The sequence below is a fragment of the Streptomyces antarcticus genome (genome assembly GCF_026627255.1).
Classification (GTDB): domain Bacteria; phylum Actinomycetota; class Actinomycetes; order Streptomycetales; family Streptomycetaceae; genus Streptomyces; species Streptomyces antarcticus.
In genome coordinates this window covers 311107-328689 of the sequence record NZ_JAPNLM010000005.1, presented here as the reverse complement: position 1 = coordinate 328689, position 17583 = coordinate 311107, and the positions used below count along the sequence as shown (strand labels likewise).

General features: G+C 74.7%; 16 protein-coding genes and 1 pseudogene. 4 read left to right on the top strand and 13 right to left on the bottom strand.

The genetic code is table 11. The annotated features are described in order from the left end of the window. Window positions 1-28: 28 nt before the first annotated feature. The 3 genes from OTB16_RS11440 to OTB16_RS11430 form a co-directional block, all read right to left on the bottom strand. The gene (locus OTB16_RS11440) at window positions 29-1339 is read right to left on the bottom strand and encodes an alpha/beta fold hydrolase (protein WP_267719968.1); all 1311 of its coding nucleotides are present in this window, start codon (window positions 1337-1339) and stop codon (window positions 29-31) included. Between the two features lie 165 nt (window positions 1340-1504). Next, window positions 1505-2593 carry an S-(hydroxymethyl)mycothiol dehydrogenase gene (locus OTB16_RS11435; RefSeq protein WP_267719967.1) on the bottom strand — a complete coding sequence of 363 codons (1089 nt, stop codon included), beginning with the start codon at window positions 2591-2593 and terminating at the stop codon, window positions 1505-1507. A 67-nt stretch (window positions 2594-2660) separates the two neighbouring features. Then, window positions 2661-3659 (bottom strand): LysR substrate-binding domain-containing protein, encoded by a 999-nt coding sequence (locus tag OTB16_RS11430; protein WP_267719966.1) that lies wholly within the window; start codon window positions 3657-3659, stop codon window positions 2661-2663. A gap of 70 nt (window positions 3660-3729) precedes the next feature. On the opposite strand from OTB16_RS11430, the gene OTB16_RS11425 reads away from it, so the two are divergent. Together OTB16_RS11425 and OTB16_RS11420 are read left to right on the top strand one after the other, a co-directional pair. Beyond that, window positions 3730-4647 (top strand): dihydrodipicolinate synthase family protein, encoded by a 918-nt coding sequence (locus tag OTB16_RS11425; RefSeq protein WP_267719965.1) that lies wholly within the window; start codon window positions 3730-3732, stop codon window positions 4645-4647. Window positions 4648-5089: 442 nt separating this feature from the next. Further along, window positions 5090-5752 (top strand): LysM peptidoglycan-binding domain-containing protein, encoded by a 663-nt coding sequence (locus OTB16_RS11420; RefSeq protein WP_267719963.1) that lies wholly within the window; start codon window positions 5090-5092, stop codon window positions 5750-5752. 28 nt (window positions 5753-5780) lie between these two features. Here the strand turns inward: OTB16_RS11420 and OTB16_RS11415 are convergent, their stop codons facing one another. From OTB16_RS11415 to OTB16_RS11385, 7 genes and pseudogenes are all read right to left on the bottom strand, one after another. Further along, the gene (locus OTB16_RS11415) at window positions 5781-7520 is read right to left on the bottom strand and encodes a serine/threonine-protein kinase (RefSeq protein ID WP_267719961.1); all 1740 of its coding nucleotides are present in this window, start codon (window positions 7518-7520) and stop codon (window positions 5781-5783) included. 27 nt (window positions 7521-7547) lie between these two features. Beyond that, window positions 7548-9065 (bottom strand): annotated as a pseudogene (locus OTB16_RS11410) (peptide-N4-asparagine amidase); the annotation flags it as partial. A gap of 691 nt (window positions 9066-9756) precedes the next feature. After that, entirely contained in the window at window positions 9757-10041 is a 285-nt protein-coding gene (locus OTB16_RS11405; RefSeq protein ID WP_267719958.1) for an RraA family protein, read from the bottom strand. A gap of 133 nt (window positions 10042-10174) precedes the next feature. Next, the gene (locus OTB16_RS11400; RefSeq protein WP_267719956.1) at window positions 10175-10441 is read right to left on the bottom strand and encodes a GlsB/YeaQ/YmgE family stress response membrane protein; all 267 of its coding nucleotides are present in this window, start codon (window positions 10439-10441) and stop codon (window positions 10175-10177) included. Window positions 10442-10521: 80 nt separating this feature from the next. Beyond that, window positions 10522-10854 (bottom strand): hypothetical protein, encoded by a 333-nt coding sequence (locus tag OTB16_RS11395; protein ID WP_267719954.1) that lies wholly within the window; start codon window positions 10852-10854, stop codon window positions 10522-10524. Window positions 10855-10859: 5 nt separating this feature from the next. Beyond that, entirely contained in the window at window positions 10860-11900 is a 1041-nt protein-coding gene (locus tag OTB16_RS11390) for a hypothetical protein (protein ID WP_267719953.1), read from the bottom strand. Further along, window positions 11897-12841 carry a phosphatase PAP2 family protein gene (locus tag OTB16_RS11385; RefSeq protein ID WP_267719951.1) on the bottom strand — a complete coding sequence of 315 codons (945 nt, stop codon included), beginning with the start codon at window positions 12839-12841 and terminating at the stop codon, window positions 11897-11899. The genes OTB16_RS11390 and OTB16_RS11385 overlap by 4 nt, the downstream gene beginning before the upstream one ends. Before the next feature lie 159 nt (window positions 12842-13000). Here OTB16_RS11385 and OTB16_RS11380 point away from each other — a divergent pair, with 159 nt between their 5' ends. Further along, window positions 13001-13624 carry a TetR/AcrR family transcriptional regulator gene (locus tag OTB16_RS11380; RefSeq protein ID WP_267719949.1) on the top strand — a complete coding sequence of 208 codons (624 nt, stop codon included), beginning with the start codon at window positions 13001-13003 and terminating at the stop codon, window positions 13622-13624. Window positions 13625-13888: 264 nt separating this feature from the next. Here OTB16_RS11380 and OTB16_RS11375 read toward each other — a convergent pair whose 3' ends face one another. The 3 genes from OTB16_RS11375 to OTB16_RS11365 form a co-directional block, all read right to left on the bottom strand. Further along, window positions 13889-14161, bottom strand: a complete 273-nt coding sequence (locus OTB16_RS11375) for a hypothetical protein (protein ID WP_267719948.1) — start codon at window positions 14159-14161, stop codon at window positions 13889-13891. A gap of 124 nt (window positions 14162-14285) precedes the next feature. Continuing rightward, a complete protein-coding gene (locus tag OTB16_RS11370; RefSeq protein ID WP_267719947.1) occupies window positions 14286-14822 on the bottom strand; it encodes a TerD family protein in 537 nt (178 codons plus the stop codon). A 109-nt stretch (window positions 14823-14931) separates the two neighbouring features. Continuing rightward, window positions 14932-16032, bottom strand: coding sequence for a hypothetical protein (locus OTB16_RS11365; protein ID WP_267719945.1), 1101 nt, complete (start codon window positions 16030-16032; stop codon window positions 14932-14934). 215 nt (window positions 16033-16247) lie between these two features. On the opposite strand from OTB16_RS11365, the gene OTB16_RS11360 reads away from it, so the two are divergent. Continuing rightward, a complete protein-coding gene (locus tag OTB16_RS11360) occupies window positions 16248-17060 on the top strand; it encodes a glutamate ABC transporter substrate-binding protein (RefSeq protein ID WP_267719943.1) in 813 nt (270 codons plus the stop codon). Window positions 17061-17583: the final 523 nt, after the last annotated feature.

Sequence of the window (17583 nt, the reverse complement as noted above, 5' to 3'; positions counted from 1 at the left end):
GGACGGGACCCCCGTGGGGCGGGGCCGCTCAGGCCTCGTCGCGTACGAGGGCCAGCAGCCGGTCCAGGACGCGGGAGCCGCCCGCGCGGACGCCGTCGTGCTCGAACTCGTCCGTCACCCACGTCCGCAGCCCCCGGATCGCGCGGGCCGTCTCCAGCGAGTGCGCGGTGTCGACGTACAGGTCGTCGTGGTAGACGGCGGCGGCCACGGGTACCTCGTTGGCGGCGAGCCGCGCGGGGTCGTACAGGGGCGTCCAGCCCGTACGGGCGGCCAGCAGCTCGGCGGTCTCGCGCAGCGGGGCCAGGGCCGGGTCGGTGGTGAAGTGCCAGGGGTGGACGTTCTCCGCGGTGAACAGCAGGGGTTCCGTGCCCGCGAGGGTCGTGCCGGCGTCGAAGCGCGGGTGGCGCGCGCGGACCCGGTCGGCCGCCCAGCCGGTGGGGACGGCCGGGTCCTGGGCGTAGATCGACTCGTGGATCAGCGCGTACAGGGGGTGTCCGGCGTAGGAGAGGAGGGCGTGGACGCCCTCCAGGAAGGCGTCGGAGAGCTCCGGTCCGCCGGGGGCGGGGACGAAGGCGTCCTCGAGGAGGTAGTGCAGCTGGTGGCTGCCGTCGCCGGAGCCGAGGAGGATGCCGAGGGACTGGAAGGCCTCGGGCGTCAGCCGGTGGCCGCCCGGGAGTCCGGCCGGGCGGACGGCGAGGTGGGCGGCGATCCGGCGGGCGCGCTCCACGTCCATGGGGTAACGGGCGTAGTGCGCGGCGGTCTTGCGTTCCATCCGGGGGTACGCGGCCTCGTACACCTCTTCGGCGGTGGCGGTCAGCGACGGCAGCCCGCCGGTGATCAGGACCGCGGCCAGTCCCTCGGGCGCGTGGCCGAGGTAGTGGGTGGCGCAGAAGCCGCCGAAGCTCTGCCCCAGGACGGTCCAGGGCGCACCGCCGGTCAGGCCGGGCCGGATGGCCTCGGCGTCGCGCACGATGGAGTCGGACCGGAAGTGGGCCAGGTAGTCGGCCTGTTGGGCCGTTCCGCCGCGCAGCGGCAGGGTCTGCCGGTTGACCGGGGTGGAACGGCCGGTCCCGCGCTGGTCGAGGAGCAGGACGCGGAACTCGGTCAGGGCCCGGTCCAGCCAGGCCTGACGGCCGATGAACCGCCGCGCGCCGAACCCGGGGCCGCCCTCCAGGTACAGCAGCCACGGCAGGCTCTCCGGGTCCTTGCCCGCGGCGACGACCTCGCGGGCGTAGAGCTGGATGCGCTCGCCGTCCGGGTGCGCGTGGTCCAGGGGGACGGTGAACCGGTGGTCGGTGAGGACCGTTCCGGGCTGGCGGTAGGTGTGCTCTGCGGTCACGGACGGCCCCTGGGGTACGAGGTGCGAAGCCCCGCGGCCCGGCCGGATCGCGGCGGGGGCACGGGGGTGGCGGTCCGGCGGACCTGCGGACCGCCGGACCCCCGGTCCGGCCGAGTTTAGTACCGGGTCCGATTCCCGGTACGGGGTCCGGCGGGCGGCCGGGTCTTACGGGAACTCGACCACCGAGCGGAGCACCTCGCCGCGCTCCATCCGGGCGAAGGCGGCCTCGACCCCGTCGAGCGGGATCGTCTCGGACACGAAGGCGTCCAGGTCCAGCCGGCCCTGGAGGTAGAGGTCGACGAGCACCGGGAAGTCGCGCTCGGGCAGGCAGTCCCCGTACCAGGAGGACTTCAGCGCGCCGCCGCGGCCGAAGACGTCCAGGAGCGGCAGTTCGAGCTTCATCTCCGGGGTCGGGACTCCGACCAGGACCACGGTCCCGGCCAGGTCGCGGGCGTAGAACGCCTGCCGGTAGGTCTCGGGCCGGCCCACGGCGTCGATGACGACGTCGGCGCCGTTCCCGTCGGTCAGCGCCTGGATGGCCTTGACCACGTCCTCGGTGCCGCCGTTGACGGTGTGCGTGGCGCCCAGGCCGCGGGCCCACTCCAGCTTCCGGTCGTCCAGGTCCACCGCGATGATCTTGGAGGCGCCCGCGAGGCGGGCCCCGGCCACGGCTGCGTTGCCCACTCCCCCGCAGCCAATGACGGCGACGGAGTCGCCCCGCCCGACGCCTCCGGTGTTCAGGGCGGCGCCGAGGCCGGCCATCACGCCGCAGCCCAGGAGTCCGGCGGCCGCGGGCGAGGCGGCCGGGTCCACCTTGGTGCACTGGCCGGCCGCGACCAGGGTCTTCTCGGCAAAGGAGCCGATGCCGAGCGCCGGGGACAGGGGGGTGCCGTCCTCCAGGGTCATCGGCTGGGTCGCGTTGTGCGTGGCGAAGCAGTACCAGGGGCGTCCGCGCCGGCACGCACGGCAGGTCCCGCACACCGCCCGCCAGTTGAGGACGACGAAGTCGCCGGGCGCCACGGAGGTGACGTCCGGGCCGACCGACTCGACCACGCCCGCGGCCTCGTGGCCGAGGAGGAAGGGGAACTCGTCGTTGATTCCGCCCTCCCGGTAGTGCAGGTCGGTGTGGCAGACCCCGCAGGCCTGGACCTTGACCAGCGCCTCGCCGGGTCCCGGGTCGGGGACGAGGATCGTCGTCGTCTCCACCGGTGCGCCCTTGCTCCGGGCGATGACCCCTCGTACGCGGTGCGTCACGTGCTACCCCACTCTCATTCGGCTGCCGTCCGAACGTACACGGGCGCCCCACCAGGCGGGAGCCGTCTCACCGCGCGGCGCGCGAACCGGCCAGTTCCGGTGGTACGGACTCCCGCAGCGCGGCGGCGAACGCGGCCACCGCCGGGTGGGCGGCGGATCCGCTGCGGAAGGCGACCTCGGTGCGGCGCTCCATGGGCAGCCGGGTGAGGCGGACGGCGGGGTCGGGGGGTGCGGTGACTCCGAGTTGCGGTACGACGGCCACGCCCTGGCCGGCCGCGACCAGGGCGAGCACGGTGGCGAACTCGTCGACCCGGTGGCGGACGCGCGGGGTGAATCCGGCCGCCTGGCAGGCCCGTACGGTCATCGCGTGGCAGAGGGTCCCGGGGGTGGCCGTGATCCAGGGGTCCTCCGCGTGCGCGAGCAGGACGGCGGCCTGGTCCGTGGTGCGGCCCGGGCTCCCCTCCGTGGTGCGGCCCCGGCTCCCCTCCGGGCCGCGGCCCGGGCCGCCGGGCGGCGGCGGGCCCGGGGCCCGGCCCGCGGGCGCCGCCAAGTACATCGCCTCCCGGTACAGCGGCTCGGTGTCGAGCCCGGGCTCCCGCGGAGCCGGCACCAGGTCGTACGCGTGGATCAGCGCCACGTCCAGGTCCCCGGCCCGCAGGGCGTGCGCGACGGCCGCCGGGTCGGTCTCCGACACCATCGGCTCCAGCCCCGGGTGGCGCCGCGCGAGGGCGGTCAGGGCAGCCGGGACGATGGCCCGCGCGGCCGTGGGGAAGGCACCGACGCGCAGCGCCCCGGCGAGGCCGCCACGGGCTTCGGCGAGGTCGGCACCGGCCCGTTCCAGCCGTTCGAGGACGGCGTCGGCATGGCGGACCAGGGTCTCGCCGGCGGGGGTGAGGCGGACCCGGCGGCCGGTGCGCTCCAGCAGGGGCAGGCCGGCTTCGCGTTCCAGGACGGTCAGTTGCTGGGAGACCGCCGAAGGGCTGAAGGCGAGGGCCTCCGCCACGGCGGCGATGGTCCCGCGGCGGGCGAGTTCGCGCAGCAGGCGCAGGCGTCGTACATCGAGCATCGGCTCAGCTTACGGTTCTGGTGAGAAACGCGAACTGGATTCGGCGCTCCCCGGGCGCCAGGCTCGGAGCATGAACCAGGACACCGATCGACGTTCCGCCGGGGGCCTCTCCCTGCACGGGATCCACGTACCCCTCGTCACGCCCTTCGACCGTTCCGGGGAGGTCGCCGCCGAGGCCCTGGAGGCCCTCGCCCACGACATGCTCGACGGGGGCGCCGCCGGTCTGGTGGCCCTCGGGACGACCGCGGAGGCGGCCCTGCTCGACGCGGCGGAGCGCGACCTCGTCACCGACGTGTGCGCCCGGGTCTGCGGGGAGCGGGGCGCGCTGCTGACCGTGGGCGCGGGGGCGAGCGGGACCCGTGCGGCCGAGGAGTCGCTGGCCCGGCTGGCGCGCCGGCCGGGGGCCGGGGCGGCGCTGGTGACCGTGCCTGCGTTCGTACGGCCTTCGGCGGCGGGGGTGTTGGCGCACTTCGCGCGGCTGGCCGAGGTGAGCCCCGTACCGCTGATCGTCTATCACGTCCCGTACCGCACGGGGCAGCCGCTGGACGCCGCCGCGCTGCGGGCCGTCGGCTCGCTGCCGGGGGTGGCCGGGGTGAAGTACGCGGGCGGCGGCATCGACCAGGAGGCGGTGGCGCTGCTCGGGGACCTGCCGGACGGGTTCGAGGTGCTGGCGGGCGACGACGCGTACCTCTCGCCGCTGCTGGCCATGGGCGCGGTGGGCGGCGTACTGGCTTCGGCGCACCTGGCGACGGCCCGGTTCGCGGAGCTGGCCGAGGCCTGGCGGGCGGGCGACGTGGAGCGGGCTCGGCCGCTGGGGCACGCGCTGGCCCGGATGTCGGCGGCGGCGTTCGCCGAGCCGAATCCCGCGGTGGTCAAGGGGGTGCTGCACGCGCAGGGCCGCATCCCGACCGCCGGTGTACGGCTCCCCCTGCTGCCGGCCTCGGCGGGGGCGGTGGCCGCGGTCGCGGAGCGTCTGGCGGAGCTGTGAACGGCCGCGGCGCGGTCGAAGCGCGGTGGCCCCGCGGCCGGCACGACGTCGACGGCCTCCGACTGACCGCGAAAAGCCGGAAAGAGTCCTGAATGGGCGATTCGCAACCAACGCGCGAGTCGCCCGAATGAAGCACGTGGAGCGCCGACTTGCCCGTATTGAGATTCCGGCCGCCAAACCGTGACGTCAGTCACTCGAAAACATTCAACATCATTTCCGTGCGACCGGCCGATTCCCTTTCCCCGGAAAGGGAATCGGCAATTGCACGAAGACCCTTCCATGGTCATTTTGCGGGCGGAATGCGGGAAGTCGATCTCCGGGCGGAATTCATGTCTTGTTCCGGCCCGGCGAACTCGCCTACGGTCACCTCGTTCCCAGCGGCCGACAGCCGAATCAGGCCACCGCCGGGGATCTCCCGTCCCCCCACGTGAGGAATTCCGCCATGCCCGCACAGGGTAAGCACCGCCGGCCGAAGCAGAACCCGATCACCCGCAAGCTGGCCCTCGCCGGCATCGGCGGGCTGGCCTTGGCCCTCCCCCTGGTCGGCGCGACCACCGCCGGAGCGGCCGAGTCTGCCGCCGCGCGCACCACGTACGCGGTGGTCGCCGGCGACACCCTGTCGCAGATCGCGGCGAAGCACTCCCTCACCGGCGGCTGGGAACAGCTCTACGCCGCCAACCGGAGCACCATCGGCGACAACCCGTCGACCATCCGCCCCGGCCTGAAACTGACCCTCGGCACGGCCGCGAAGAAGGCCGCGGCCACCACCGCGGCCAAGGCCTACCCGAACAACCTGGACGGCTGGATCCGCGAGTCGCTCGACGTCATGGCGAAGCACGGAATTCCCGGCACCTACAACGGAATTCACCGCAACATCATGCGGGAATCCTCCGGCAATCCGCTGGCGATCAACAACTGGGACTCGAACGCCGCGGCCGGCATCCCCTCCAAGGGCCTGCTCCAGGTCATCGACCCGACCTTCCGGGAGCACCACGTGCCGGGCACCTCCCTGGACTCGTACGACCCGGTCGCCAACATCACCGCCGCCTGCAACTACGCGGCCAAGCGCTACGGCTCCATCGACAACGTGAACGGCCCCTACTAGAACCCGCCCGGCTCCGGTTCGCCGCCGGTCAGGAGCGCTGGACCTTGCGCACCTTGCCGTCGATTCCGGCGAGGACGTAGCCGCCCTGGCCGTACTCGTCGCTCAGGTACGGCCTCATGCACGGGAGGCCGTCCATCATCCAGGCGTCGACGATGACGTAGCGCGATGTCGGAGCGGACACCCCCAGCTCCTTCCGGGACTGCTCCAGCAGGCCCGGAAGGGCGTCCCAGGAGACCGTGGACATGTCGATCAGGGGCTTGTCGGCAGCGACGGTCCCCTTCGGGCCGGTGCGCTTGGCGGCCCCATCGCGGTACTGCCAGGCGTCGACCGTCCTGGCGCCCGGGGCGGTGGGGATCGAGGCGAGGACGTACCCGTCGTAGACCAACAGGTCCACGAACACCGTGGTGCCGGTCTGCTGTTTGAGCGCCTCCAGGGCCGTCCGGATGCCCGCCGGGGTCAGCAGCCCGCCCTTGGCCGGGACGGCGGAACCGTCCTGCCGGCCGCCGCCGGTGGCCGCCTGCGGGGTGCTCGCCTGCGGGACGGGCGTCTTCGCGGCCGGGGTGCCGGGGCCGCTGGTGGCGGTGGTGGCGGTGGCGCCCTTCGCGTCGCCGCCGGACCGCTCGCCCCCGAAGGGCAGCCACTGGACGAGGCCGATGGCCCCGCCCGTCAGGGCCACGGTCAGGACCGCCGCGATCAGGGCCGTCCTGCGGCGCGGGCCGCGGGTGGCCGGGAGCGGCGCGGTGGCGTCGTACGGGGAGCCGCCGCCGGGACGGAACGCCGGCGGCGTGTGGGCCAGGGGCGCCGACGGCCGGTACGGACCGTACGGCGCCGGGGGCCCGGTGTGCGCCTGCGACGCGGCGGCCGGGGCGGCGGGCCGTACGGGCGGCGGGGGCGGACCGTACCCGGCCGCCGGGCCCGCGAGAGCGGTGCTCGCACCGCGGAGCAGCTGTTCCAGGAGCGCCGCGTCGGGGCGCGCGGCCGGGTCCCGTACAAGCAGCCGCTCCAGTACGGGCCCCAGCGGGCCGGACCGTACGGGCGCGGGCAGCGGCTCGTCGAGCACGGCGACCACGGTGGCCAGGCTGGAGGCCCGGCGCAGCGGGTGGACACCCTCCGCGGCCACGTACAGCATCATGCCGAGCGACCACAGGTCGGAGGCGGCCAGCCCCTCGGCGCCGCGCACCCGCTCGGGCGCGATGTACTCGGGCGAGCCGATCAGCACCCCGGTCGAGGTGAGGCCCGCCGAGTCGTGCAGGGCGGCGATGCCGAAGTCGGTGAGCACCGCGGAGCCGTCGGGGCGCAGCAGCACATTGGCCGGTTTCACATCACGGTGGAGGACGCCCTCGGCGTGCGCGGCGCGCAGTGCGGACAGCACGTCGAGGCCGAGCCGGACCACCTCCGGGACCGGCATGGGGCCGGACTCCAGCCGGTCGTACAGCGAGCCGCCCCGGACCATTTCCATGACGATCCACGGGTGGCCGTCGGCGCCCGGCGCGGGCTCCACGATGTGGTGGATCGTGACCACGTTCGGGTGGGCGAGGCGGGCGAGGGCGCGGGCCTCGCGGACGGCCCGTTCGCGCAGCTGGCCGGCGAGACCGGGCTGGGCGGCGGCGGTGGCCGGGTCCGGCGGGCGCACCTCCTTCAACGCGACGTCGCGGTGCAGGGCGATGTCACGGGCGCGCCACACCGTGCCCATGCCGCCGGCGCCCAAAGGTTTGATCAGTTCGAACCGGCCGTCGATCAGCTGTCTGCCGGCCTCACTCGTCTCCATGGCCGGTCATCGTAGGGCCCCGCTCCGTCAGCAGCGGAGGCGGTCCACCGTGAGGGTGCCCTGCACCGCGGTCAGCGTGCGGTCGTGACATCCTCCGGGCGTCTGAGCCCCGTACGCCCGGGTGTGGGCGGTGGTGGTGGCGACGGCGTGCCGCTGATCGCGCGGGACGCCGGTCGTGTACGTGGCGTCGCCGGTGTAGCGGTCGTCGAGCCGGGAGGCCTCGACGGTCCGGCCGCCGCGCCGGGTCGTGGTGTCCGCCCGGTCGCCGAGGGACAGGACGGTGCGCAGCCGGTCGCCGGCGCCGAGGGTGGTCTCGCCCTCCATCGTGTAGGTGCGCACGGTGCGGGTGGTGGTGGCGCCGCGGGTCACGTTCTCCTCGTCGGTCCACCCGGCGGTCAGGGCGTCCAGGTTCTCGCCGTCGGTCCAGCGGTGTACGGAGGTGTTGCGGACCGCGCGGGTGACCGTGGTGGTGACCCGGCCGTGCGAGGTGTCGAGGTATCCCGCGACGGTGAGCCGGTGGCCGCCCTCGGTGTCGAGGCGGTGCGCCGCGCCGGGTGCGGCGGGCGTCCAGCGGGAGTGGCCGGTCGGCTCGCCCTCCTCGTGCCGGGTCAGGGCGCCGGTGACGACCGCCCGTGCCTCGTCCTGCCACAGCAGCAGGTTGGCCGGGGTGCTCCAGCCGCTCTGGCCGGCCGGCACACCGGCGACGGTCACCTCGATCCGGTGCGGGCGGCCGTCGTTGAGGAGGGCGGCGAAGGGGGTGAGGTCGTAGAGAACGGGCTGGACCTCGAAGGCGCGGGGGCCGGGGGTGACGTACCAGAGGAAGGGGTTGGACCAGCCGCCGGTCCAGACGGTGGGGAAGGGCGCGGCGAGGCCGGCGAGCCGGCCGTCGACGTGGACGCGGACCTCGCGGTACGGGCCGTCGGCCGCCTTACAGGAGTACGGGGCCGGATCCGGGGCGGTCATGTACCAGTACTCCTCGCAGCCGCCGCCGGAGCCGGTGGCGTACACCTCGGCGAGCAGCCGCTCGGTGTTGCGCGGGGTGGTGACGGCCGGGGAGGTGAGCGGCAGGACGCGGTCCGGGGTAGCGGCCGGGCCGGTGCGGCCTTCGGCGGCGTAGAAGGTGAGGGTGACCGTGGCGTCGATGACTCCGGTGTAGGTGTCGTCGACGACGTTCCCGATGAGCATCTCGACGGGCTGCGGCCGGGCGAGGGTGTCGCGGTAGCGGGTGACGTCCTTCTCCACGGACCAGGTGATGCCGTCGGGCGAGGGCTGGGGCGTGGAGGTGCGCAGGATCTCCACGCCGCCGACGGAGAGGTGGCCGAGGCGGTCGTACTGGCGGCCCTTGACCTTCCCGTCGAGGCGGAGCACCACCGCGGCCCAGTGGTCGGCGCCGCAGCCGGCGGGGGGTGCGTAGGTACCGCGGTACGGGGTGAAGTCGCGGAACCGCGCCTCGGCGAGGGTGACCCGGCAGGACCGTGTCGCGGGGCGGGCGGCGGGCGGGGCGGGCGTGAGGGGGTCGTGCCAGTCGGTTCCGAACTCGGCGGGCGGGGTCGGCCAGCCGGGAGCGGGGGCCGGCCCGCGGGGAGCCGGGGCCTTGCCCGGGGCGGGGGCCGGGGCCGGGGCCGGGCGGACGCCGGCGGCTGCGCCCGGGGCAGGGCGGAGGTCGGCTGCTACGCCCGAGGCAGGGGCAGGGAGGACATCTGCGACGGCGGGGCCCGGGAACTGGCGCGCGGCGGGGCCCGGGACGGGCGCCGGGGAGGCCGCCGCCGTCGCGGGTCCCGAGGCGCCGGCCAGGCCGGCCGCGGCGAGGGTGAGCGCGCCGAGCAGGCGCATGATCCGGTGTCGTGTCATGGCCCCGGAGTGAAGCCCGGCGTCCGGTGGCACACCAGGGCGGGCCGCCCCGCCCTGGCGCGATCCGGCCCCCGCGACGGGGACTCCGGCTCAGCCCGCGGAACGGCGCCACGGCCGCTCGTCGGCAAAAGCGCCGCCTGGGGCTCTGGTTGGCCCACTGGAGGGGGCTGTTGCCCCGCGGCCGGCCGACCGCGTGCCACCGGGGGCTCCGCCTGCGAGCCGGGGCCGGCGCCCCGACCGGTGCCACCGCGAGTGACGGCGGGGGTGACCGCCCCCCAGCGGGAGTCCGGCGGCCGTGTCCCGCCGCCCGCCGGGGCTCCGGCCGCCTCCGGCCGGGCGGCGGAACAGGACCCGCCGGGGGCCGGACAGGACCCGCCGGGGCCGGTCAGCTCCCGGCGGGCAGGACGGCGACGGCGTCCGCGTACACCGTGTCCCCGGGGCGGAAGGTGACGTCGCCGATGGCGACGGGCCCGTCCGCGGCGCCCGCGCCGGTGTTGCCGCTCGTGCACGGGATCGTACCCAGGGCCTTGATGCCGAGGTCGGGTACGCCGAGGGCCACGCTGTCGCGGACGGCGCCGTGCAGGATCGGCCCGGCCCAGCCGTTGCGCTGCGCGGCGCCCGCGATCAGGTCGCCGACGAGGGCGGTGCTCAGCGAGCCGCCGCCGTCCACGACGAGGACGGCTCCGCCTCCGGGCTGTGGACGAGCTCGCGCAGCAGCGCGTCGTCCGCCTCGCCCGCTCTTCGTCTCGTCTCTACGCGTCTACGTCGCGCCGTGCGGCCGGGGTAGGCGGGACGGCGGCCGTTCAGTCGCGGGAGTTGCCGAACAGGATGCGGTAGCCGATCAGCAGGACCAACGAGCCCGCGATGGCGGAGCCCCAGGTGGCGAGGTCGAAGAACTGCGTCTGGATCGGGCGGTCGAGGAACTTGGCCGAGAGCCAGCCGCCGAGGAAAGCCCCGGCGACGCCTATGAGGACGGTACCGATCAGGCCGCCCGGATCCCGGCCCGGCAGCAGGATCTTGGCTGTGCCTCCGGCCAGCAGTCCCAGGATGATCCAGCTCACGAACCCCATGACCAGTCACTCCGTTTCGGTGGTGCGTCGCGTTCACCGGGGAGGACGCGAGCGGGGCCGAAACGGTTCTCCGGCCGTGGTCAGCGGTGCGCGGCCGACCTGGTGAGCGCGAGCACGGTGAGGGCCGCGACACCGGCCGCTCCGACCGCGCCCGCCGCCAGGAAGCCGCCGCGCGAGCGCCAGGAGAGTACGGAGAAGGAGGACTGCGCGGAGAGGACCGAGCCCACGCTGAGCCAGGAGCCGGCGGAAATGAGCGAGAGGCTCGAGCCGAGGGAGGCGGCGGACAGCGTGGAGCCGACCGAGCCGATCGAGAGCACGCTGCCGACCGAACCGACGGAGAGCACCGAGCCCACCGAGCCGATCGACAGCACCGAGTCCTTGGACCACAGGGAAAGGGACGATCCTTCGCGCATGCGCGTCATGCTGCCACACGGGCGGGCGGTACGGCGGGAACGACGGGGAGGGTGGGCGCGGTGGGGCTGGTGGGGCCTGAGGGACTGGTGGGGCCTGAGGGGTCGACGGAGACAGTCGGCCCCACGGGCACGGCAGGCCCCACGGGCACGACGGGCACGACGGGCCCCACGGGCACGGCAGGCGCGACGGGCGCGGCGTCCCGGGGTGCCTGTGCGCCGCCCGCCGGAGCCGGGGTCGTCCGGGTGAGCAGGAGCACCCCGCGCGCCGCCGCGAGGGCACCCGCCGCCGCCAGCAGTACTCCCGCCGCTCCGCCCTGGAGGCGTTCGCCGAGCAGCACCATGCCGATGGCGGCGGCCGCGAGGGGGTTGGCCAGGTTCACGACGGCGAGCGGCGCACCGAGCCCGCCGCGGTAGGCGCGCTGGGACAGCAGCATCCCACCGACGGCGAACACCACGACGAGCAGGGCCACCGAGACGACCCGGACGCTGAGCAGGGCTCCCCCGCGGCCGCCCGCCACGGCCACGGTCTGGGTCAGTGCGGAGGCCGCCGCGGAGGCGAGTCCGGAAGCCGTCGCGTGCCGCAGTCCCGAGCGCGGGTCCCGGGCCGCGGTCAGCAGCAGGATCACGGCGGCCGTGGCGCCGGAGACGGCGAACGCCTCGGCCAGGCTGAGGGTGTCGTCGGGGGCCGGACCGGAGGCGGGGAGCAGCAGCAGGCCGAGCCCGGCGACGGTGGCCAGGGTGCCCCGCCATTCGGTGGCCGCGACCCGGCGCCCGGCTCCGCGCGCCCCGAGCGGAACGGCCGCCACGAGGGTGAGTGCGCCGAGCGGCTGGACCAGGGTGAGTGGGCCGTACCGCAGGGCCGCCGCGTGCAGCAGCGCCGCGGCGGCGTTCAGCCCGGCCGACCACCACCAGGCGGCGTTGCCGAACAGCGCCCTGGCGGTACGGGCCTCGGCGGCCCGGGCGAGCCGCTCCTGGGCGACGGCGGCGGCCGCGTACGTCACGGCGGAAGCGAGGCAGAGCCCGACGGCGAGGGCGGTGGCGTTCACCGCCCGGCTCCCACGGCGGCACGCCTGCCGCGCGGTCGCGGCGGGCGGAGTACGGGGACGGCTCCTGCGGCGGCGGGGGGCACGCCCGGGCCGGCACCGGACACGCCGACTCCGGCACCTTCCGTAACGGAGCTTTCGGATGCCTCGCAGGCTTCGGCTTCGAGGGCATGGGAGGCTCCGGCGCTGCCGGTGTCCGCGCCCGGTGTCGGACCCGGCGTGCCCGGTCGGGGGATCAGCAGCAGCGCCGCCCCCAGCAGTACGGTCGCCACGATCGCGTCGAGCCAGTAGTGGTTGGCGGTGCCGACGACCACCAGCAGGGTCACCAGCGGGTGGAGCAGCCACAGCACGCGCAGCCGGGAGCGGGTGGCGGCCATCATGCCGAGCGCGAGCATCAGGGCCCAGCCGAAGTGCAGCGAGGGCATCGCCGCGAACTGGTTGGCCATCGTGTCGGTGGCGGGCGCGGCCCGGTAGACGGTGGGGCCGTAGACCTGCCCGGTGTCGACGAGGTGCGCCGCGGCGAGCATCCGCGGGGGCGCCAGCGGGAAGGCGAGGTGGAGGGCGAGGGCGGCTCCGGTGAGGACGACGAGGACCCGGCGCGCCCACAGGTAGTGGGCGGGGCGGCGCGCGTAGAGCCAGACCAGGAACAGCACCGTCGCGGGGAAGTGGACGCCCGCGTAGTAGGTGTTGGCGGTGCGCACGAGGATCTCCCCGTGCAGCAGCAGCCCCTGCACCGCCCCCTCGCCCGGGAGGCGCAGGACGCGCTCGGCGTCCCAGATCCACCCGGCGTTGCGGAAGGCCTCGTCGGTGCGGCCGGTCGAGAGCGTCCGGCCCGCCTTGTAGACGGCGAACAGTCCGGCGACGAGCAGCAGCTCGCGTACGAGGCGGCGGCGCGCGGCTCTCGGTCCGGCTGCCGGCCCGGCAGGTGTGGTGTGGGAGGTCATCCCCCGTCTCGCTTCCTGTTTGCGCGCACATCGACCATCGACACGCCAGTGTATCGATACATTCGCGTATCGATACGCGGGTGTACCGATACGCTCGCGTTCCCGTACACTCCGAACTGGAACGTGCCACCGAAGCGCCCCCGAGGAGAGCCGCACCCCATGACGTCGACGCCGGTCACCGCGCGCCGCTCCAAGATCAGCCCGGAGCGGGAGCAGGAGTTCTACGACGCCGTCCTGGACCAGCTGCGCGAGGACGGCTACGAGGCCCTCACCATGGAGGGCATCGCCGCCCGGGCCAGCTGCGGCAAGTCCACGCTGTACCGGCAGTGGAAGACGAAGCCCCAGCTCGTCGCCGCCGCCCTGCGGGCCGGCCGGCAGGGGACCCTGGTGGCCGTGGACACCGGATCGCTGGCGGGCGACCTGCGCGAGGCGGCCCGGATCGCGGGCTGCACCTCGGGGCGGGACACCCGGCTGATGCAGGCCCTGGGGCACGCCGTACTGAGCGACGAGGAACTCCAGGCCGCCCTGCGCGAGGCGCTGGTCGGGCCGGAGCTGGCCGCCTTCGACGTGATGGTGGCGCGGGGCGTGGCGCGGGGCGAGATCACCGCGGACCACCCGGCCGTGGAGTTCCTGCCGGCGCAGCTGATGGGCGTGCTCCGCATCCGGCCGGTCCTCGAGGGCCGGTACGCCGACGCCGAGTACCTCGTCCGCTTCGTCGACGCGGTCCTGCTGCCCGCCCTGGGCCTGACCCCGCCCGGCGCCCCGGACGGCCCGACCCCCTGATACCGGTGGCCCGCCGGCTCGATGACCGGACGGCGGACCGCCCGCGCTGCCTCGTGGGGACGGCGGCAGCGCGCCACCCGGACCGGGCGGCGGCCACTCCCGAGCGGAGTGACCGCCGCCCGATCTGCGCGGACGCCACCCCCGGCCCGTGGCGGCACGCCTTCCCCCCTCCGGAACCCGCGCGACGGCCCGCCCGGGGCCGCCCCAGGCCCGCGCTCCTCATGCACGCACTCCTCGGGCACGCACTCCTCAGGCCCGTACTCCTCAGGCGCGGCCGGTGATCGCGCGCCGGGCCCAGCGGGCCGCGGCGAGGAGGCACTCGTCGAGGTACATCTCGCCGTCGCGCGTGGAGTCGTTCGCCGGTATGCGGCGGCGGCCGATCACCGACTCCACGGCGGGCAGCGCCGGCCGTGCGGCCGGGCCGATCCGGCCGAGCCCGGCCGGGTACCACTCCCCGAAGCCGTACGCGCGCACGTGCGGGGTCATCAGGGCGAGCACCCGGGGCAGTTCGGCGGGCCCCGCGTGCCGGAGCCACACGGGGGCGGCCGCCGCCTGGCCGCGCGAGAGCCACCGGAAGGCCGGCCCAGCCGCCCGCGGGCCGCCCCCTACTCCTCCGCCGAACCGTCGGCCGGAGCGGCGTCGAACCAGTCGGCCGGCGCCGTCAGTGGACGGCGCCCATGATGCGGGTGAACTCCTCCGGATCGGTGTCGAAGCCGTGCAGCCGCGCGGCCAGCGACCACCCGCCCGAGCCGTCCCGGGTGAACTCGGCCACGGTGGCCGCGGTGGCCGTCGCGATGGAGTCGAAGCCGGTCGCCGCCAGGTCGGTGTGGCCTTCGCGTATGCGGACTCCCGCGCCCTCTATGTCGGCGAAGGTCTTCCGGGTGCCGCCTTCGCCTGCCCGCTGGATGACCACGCCCACCACGACCCGGCGCAACTCCGCCGCCATCCGGTCCAGTTCGAGGGTCATGACCTCGTCGAACCCGAAGCCCTGGCCGGTGTGGCTGTCCCGGTTCAGGGTGATGGTGCCGTCGGGGGACCTGCTGCCGAAGTGGACCAGATGGACGGGGGTGCCGTGCGGGTCCGCCGCGCCGTAGACCGCGATGACTATGTCCAGGTCGTTCGCCGGTGTGCCGGCCCGACTCGGGTCCCACCGCAGTGCGACCTCTATTTTGGCCAGGCCCTTGCGTACACCGGTCACCGAACTCCCCCTCCGTTTGCCGGGATCTGCCCGGCCATGGTCCCACGGGCTCCGGGCGGCGGGCCGGGCGAACGTACGATCCCGGCCGCCGGTCCGCCGCCCGGCGGCGTCACCAGTCGCCGTCCTGCACGGGTTTGCCCGGCCGCGGGGCGTTTCCGAGCGGCTTGATCTGGCCGGGAACCGGCTCGGACCACGGGGTGTGGTCGTCTCCCAGCCACTCCCCCACCGGCTTGACCTGCCCCAGGGGTCCGGCCGGCGCGAGGTCGGTCCCGGACTCGTCGTAGTAGTCGAACCAGGGCAGGCCGGCCCGCGTGTAGGCGGCCCGGTCGACGGGTGAGGGCGGCGCCTCCTCCCCGGTGATGCGGCGCCACGCGGGCGGGGTCACCAGGTGGACGAAGACCCGGGCCGCCGGCTCCTCGTCCCAGTCGGACAGCGGCCGGTCGTCCCGGTAGACCTCCTGGCGCATGGAGCCGCCGGCCCCGAGCCCCATCGCGGGGGCGGGGACCGCCGCGGCACGCGCGGGCGCCGATCCGGGCTGGGGGAAGCCGCCCGGGGCCGCCGCCATCGGCATGGGCACCGCGCCCCCGTACCCGCCGGGCGCTCCCGGGCCCGTGCCGTACCGCGGGAGGGGCGCCCGGAGTCGTTCCCGCTCCGCCCGGAGCCGCTCCTCCTCCGCCCGGCGCCATGCGGCGAGCGGCGCCGTACGCAGCGGGAACGCCTGGAGCTGCACTCCGCCGGTCGTCTCCTCGCCGGTGACCTGCCCCTCGACGGTGGCGCCGAGCCCCAGCGGTACGGCGACGAACTGGCGCACGGTGCCCTCGCCCGAGTTGATCCCGTCCAGCCACGGCTGGCGCGGCAGCACCACGTAGTTCTGCGGGGTACGGGCGGGCCGCCCCGTCCAGCGCTCGCCGGAGACGGCGCACACCTTGCCGACGCCGACCTGGAGGGCGGCGGGCTCCAGGGTCCCCCCGAAGCTGAGCCACATCGCCTCGCGCAGGTAGACGGGCAGCATCACGCCGCCCTTCGCCAGCCACTCCGGCGGCACCGTGCCGGGATAGTCCTCGACCCTGCGCAGCGGGAAGTCACCGAGGCCCGGGGGCAGCGCGTGCGTACCCGTCTCGGGCAGCCGCAGGGTCCGGACGAACCGGATCCGCACCCCCTCGCCCAGCAGCAGCGTGCTTCCGTCGATGCGTACCGAACGTGCTCCCATGCCCACCCCTTTATCCCGCTCCGGACCGTTTCGGCCGGAGATTCGGCGGCCGATCCGGATCGTTATCCTCAAGTTTTACTCAGATCTAGTGACGCTGCGGCCGTCGCCTTCCTAGCTTCCTCGTACACGTGTCACGACGTCCCCCCACGTCCCCGCGGTTCCACGTGCGCAGGCGATCCCCGCGCACGTCCCGCGTTCCGAGGAAAGAGTGCAGCATGAAGGTTCCCCAGGTCGGCGCGGTCTCCGCAGTGATCGCCCTCGTCCTGACCACCTCCGGATGCGGTGGCGACGAAGAGACCAAGGGGATCTCCATCGGCATCAAGTTCGACCAGCCGGGCATCGGGTTCCGCGAGGCCGACGGATCGTTCACCGGCTTCGACGTGGACGTCGCCACCTACGTGGCGAAGCGGCTCGGCTACAGCGCGGACCGGGTCGAGTTCAAGCAGGTCTACAGCAACGACCGCGAGCTGCTGCTCCAGTACAACGAGGTCGACTTCGTCGCCGCCAGCTACTCGATCAACAACAAGCGCAAGGAGAAGGTCGACTTCGCCGGCCCGTACTTCGTCGCGCACCAGGACCTGCTCGTACGCGCCACCGACACCAGCATCACGAAGGCGGAGGACCTCAACAGCAAGAGGCTCTGCTCCGTGACGGGATCCACCTCGGCGGAGAACATCAGGACCAACCTGGCGCCGAAGGCGAGCATCCTGGAGCTCCCCGGATACTCCGAGTGTCTCGTCGCCCTCCAGGAGAACCAGGCCGACGCCATGACCACGGACAACGCCATCCTGGCCGGGTACGTGGCGCGCAAGGGCAACGAGGGCAAGTTCAAGCTGGCGGGCCAGAGCCTGAGCAACGAGAACTACGGCATCGGCGTCAAGAAGGGCGACAAGGAACTCCAGGGCAAGATCAACGACGCGCTGCGGAAGATGGTCGAGGACGGCTCCTGGGACCGCGCCGTGAAGAAGAACTTCGGGCCGGCGAACTTCAAGTACGACCCGGCCCCGCAGGTCACGGCGGGCAGCTGACGCGCGCCGGAGGCGTGAACCGCCGCGCGGCGGTTCACGCCTCCGGCGCGGGCGGCGCGTAGTGCTCCGGGTAGTCGCGCAGCAGCGGATCGAGCCCGGACGGGTCGCCGACGGTGACCGCGCTCCACAGCCTGATCCCGATCCCGGAAGCGGTGGGCGAGCTCCTCGAGCGAGGGCGCGCAGCAGAGCATCGCGGTTCGCCGCTCCTCGGTGCCGCCGAGGCGGTCCCCCTCGTACGCGTGGTCGAGGTGGGAGTGCACGACGAACGCCTCTTCCGACGGTCGCGGGCAGAGGTACCAGAGGACGCGGCCCTGCCGGTCCCGCGGAAACCGGACGAGGAAGGCCCCCGCTCGACCGGACTCGGCAGGGGGTCCGGGATGTCGCCCCGGCACCCGTCACGGATACCTCGTCCAGCAGCCGGTAGAGCCGTGCGGTGGTCTGGAAGACGGTGAAGTCCCGTGGCACCGCCAGGCCGTGGGCGGCCAGGTCGCGCGCCAGGCGGGGGGCGGGCGGCCACCCCGGC

Bases quoted from the DNA above. Each gene is read 5' to 3' on its own strand.
- OTB16_RS11430 (WP_267719966.1), bottom strand. From the start codon at position 3,659: ATGCTCGATGTACGACGCCTGCGCCTGCTGCGCGAACTCGCCCGCCGC.
- OTB16_RS11425 (WP_267719965.1), top strand. From the start codon at position 3,730: ATGAACCAGGACACCGATCGACGTTCCGCCGGGGGCCTCTCCCTGCAC.
- OTB16_RS11420 (WP_267719963.1), top strand. From the start codon at position 5,090: ATGCCCGCACAGGGTAAGCACCGCCGGCCGAAGCAGAACCCGATCACC.
- OTB16_RS11415 (WP_267719961.1), bottom strand. From the start codon at position 7,520: ATGGAGACGAGTGAGGCCGGCAGACAGCTGATCGACGGCCGGTTCGAA.
- OTB16_RS11400 (WP_267719956.1), bottom strand. From the start codon at position 10,441: ATGGGGTTCGTGAGCTGGATCATCCTGGGACTGCTGGCCGGAGGCACA.
- OTB16_RS11395 (WP_267719954.1), bottom strand. From the start codon at position 10,854: ATGCGCGAAGGATCGTCCCTTTCCCTGTGGTCCAAGGACTCGGTGCTG.
- OTB16_RS11385 (WP_267719951.1), bottom strand. From the start codon at position 12,841: ATGACCTCCCACACCACACCTGCCGGGCCGGCAGCCGGACCGAGAGCC.
- OTB16_RS11380 (WP_267719949.1), top strand. From the start codon at position 13,001: ATGACGTCGACGCCGGTCACCGCGCGCCGCTCCAAGATCAGCCCGGAG.
- OTB16_RS11365 (WP_267719945.1), bottom strand. From the start codon at position 16,032: ATGGGAGCACGTTCGGTACGCATCGACGGAAGCACGCTGCTGCTGGGC.
- OTB16_RS11360 (WP_267719943.1), top strand. From the start codon at position 16,248: ATGAAGGTTCCCCAGGTCGGCGCGGTCTCCGCAGTGATCGCCCTCGTC.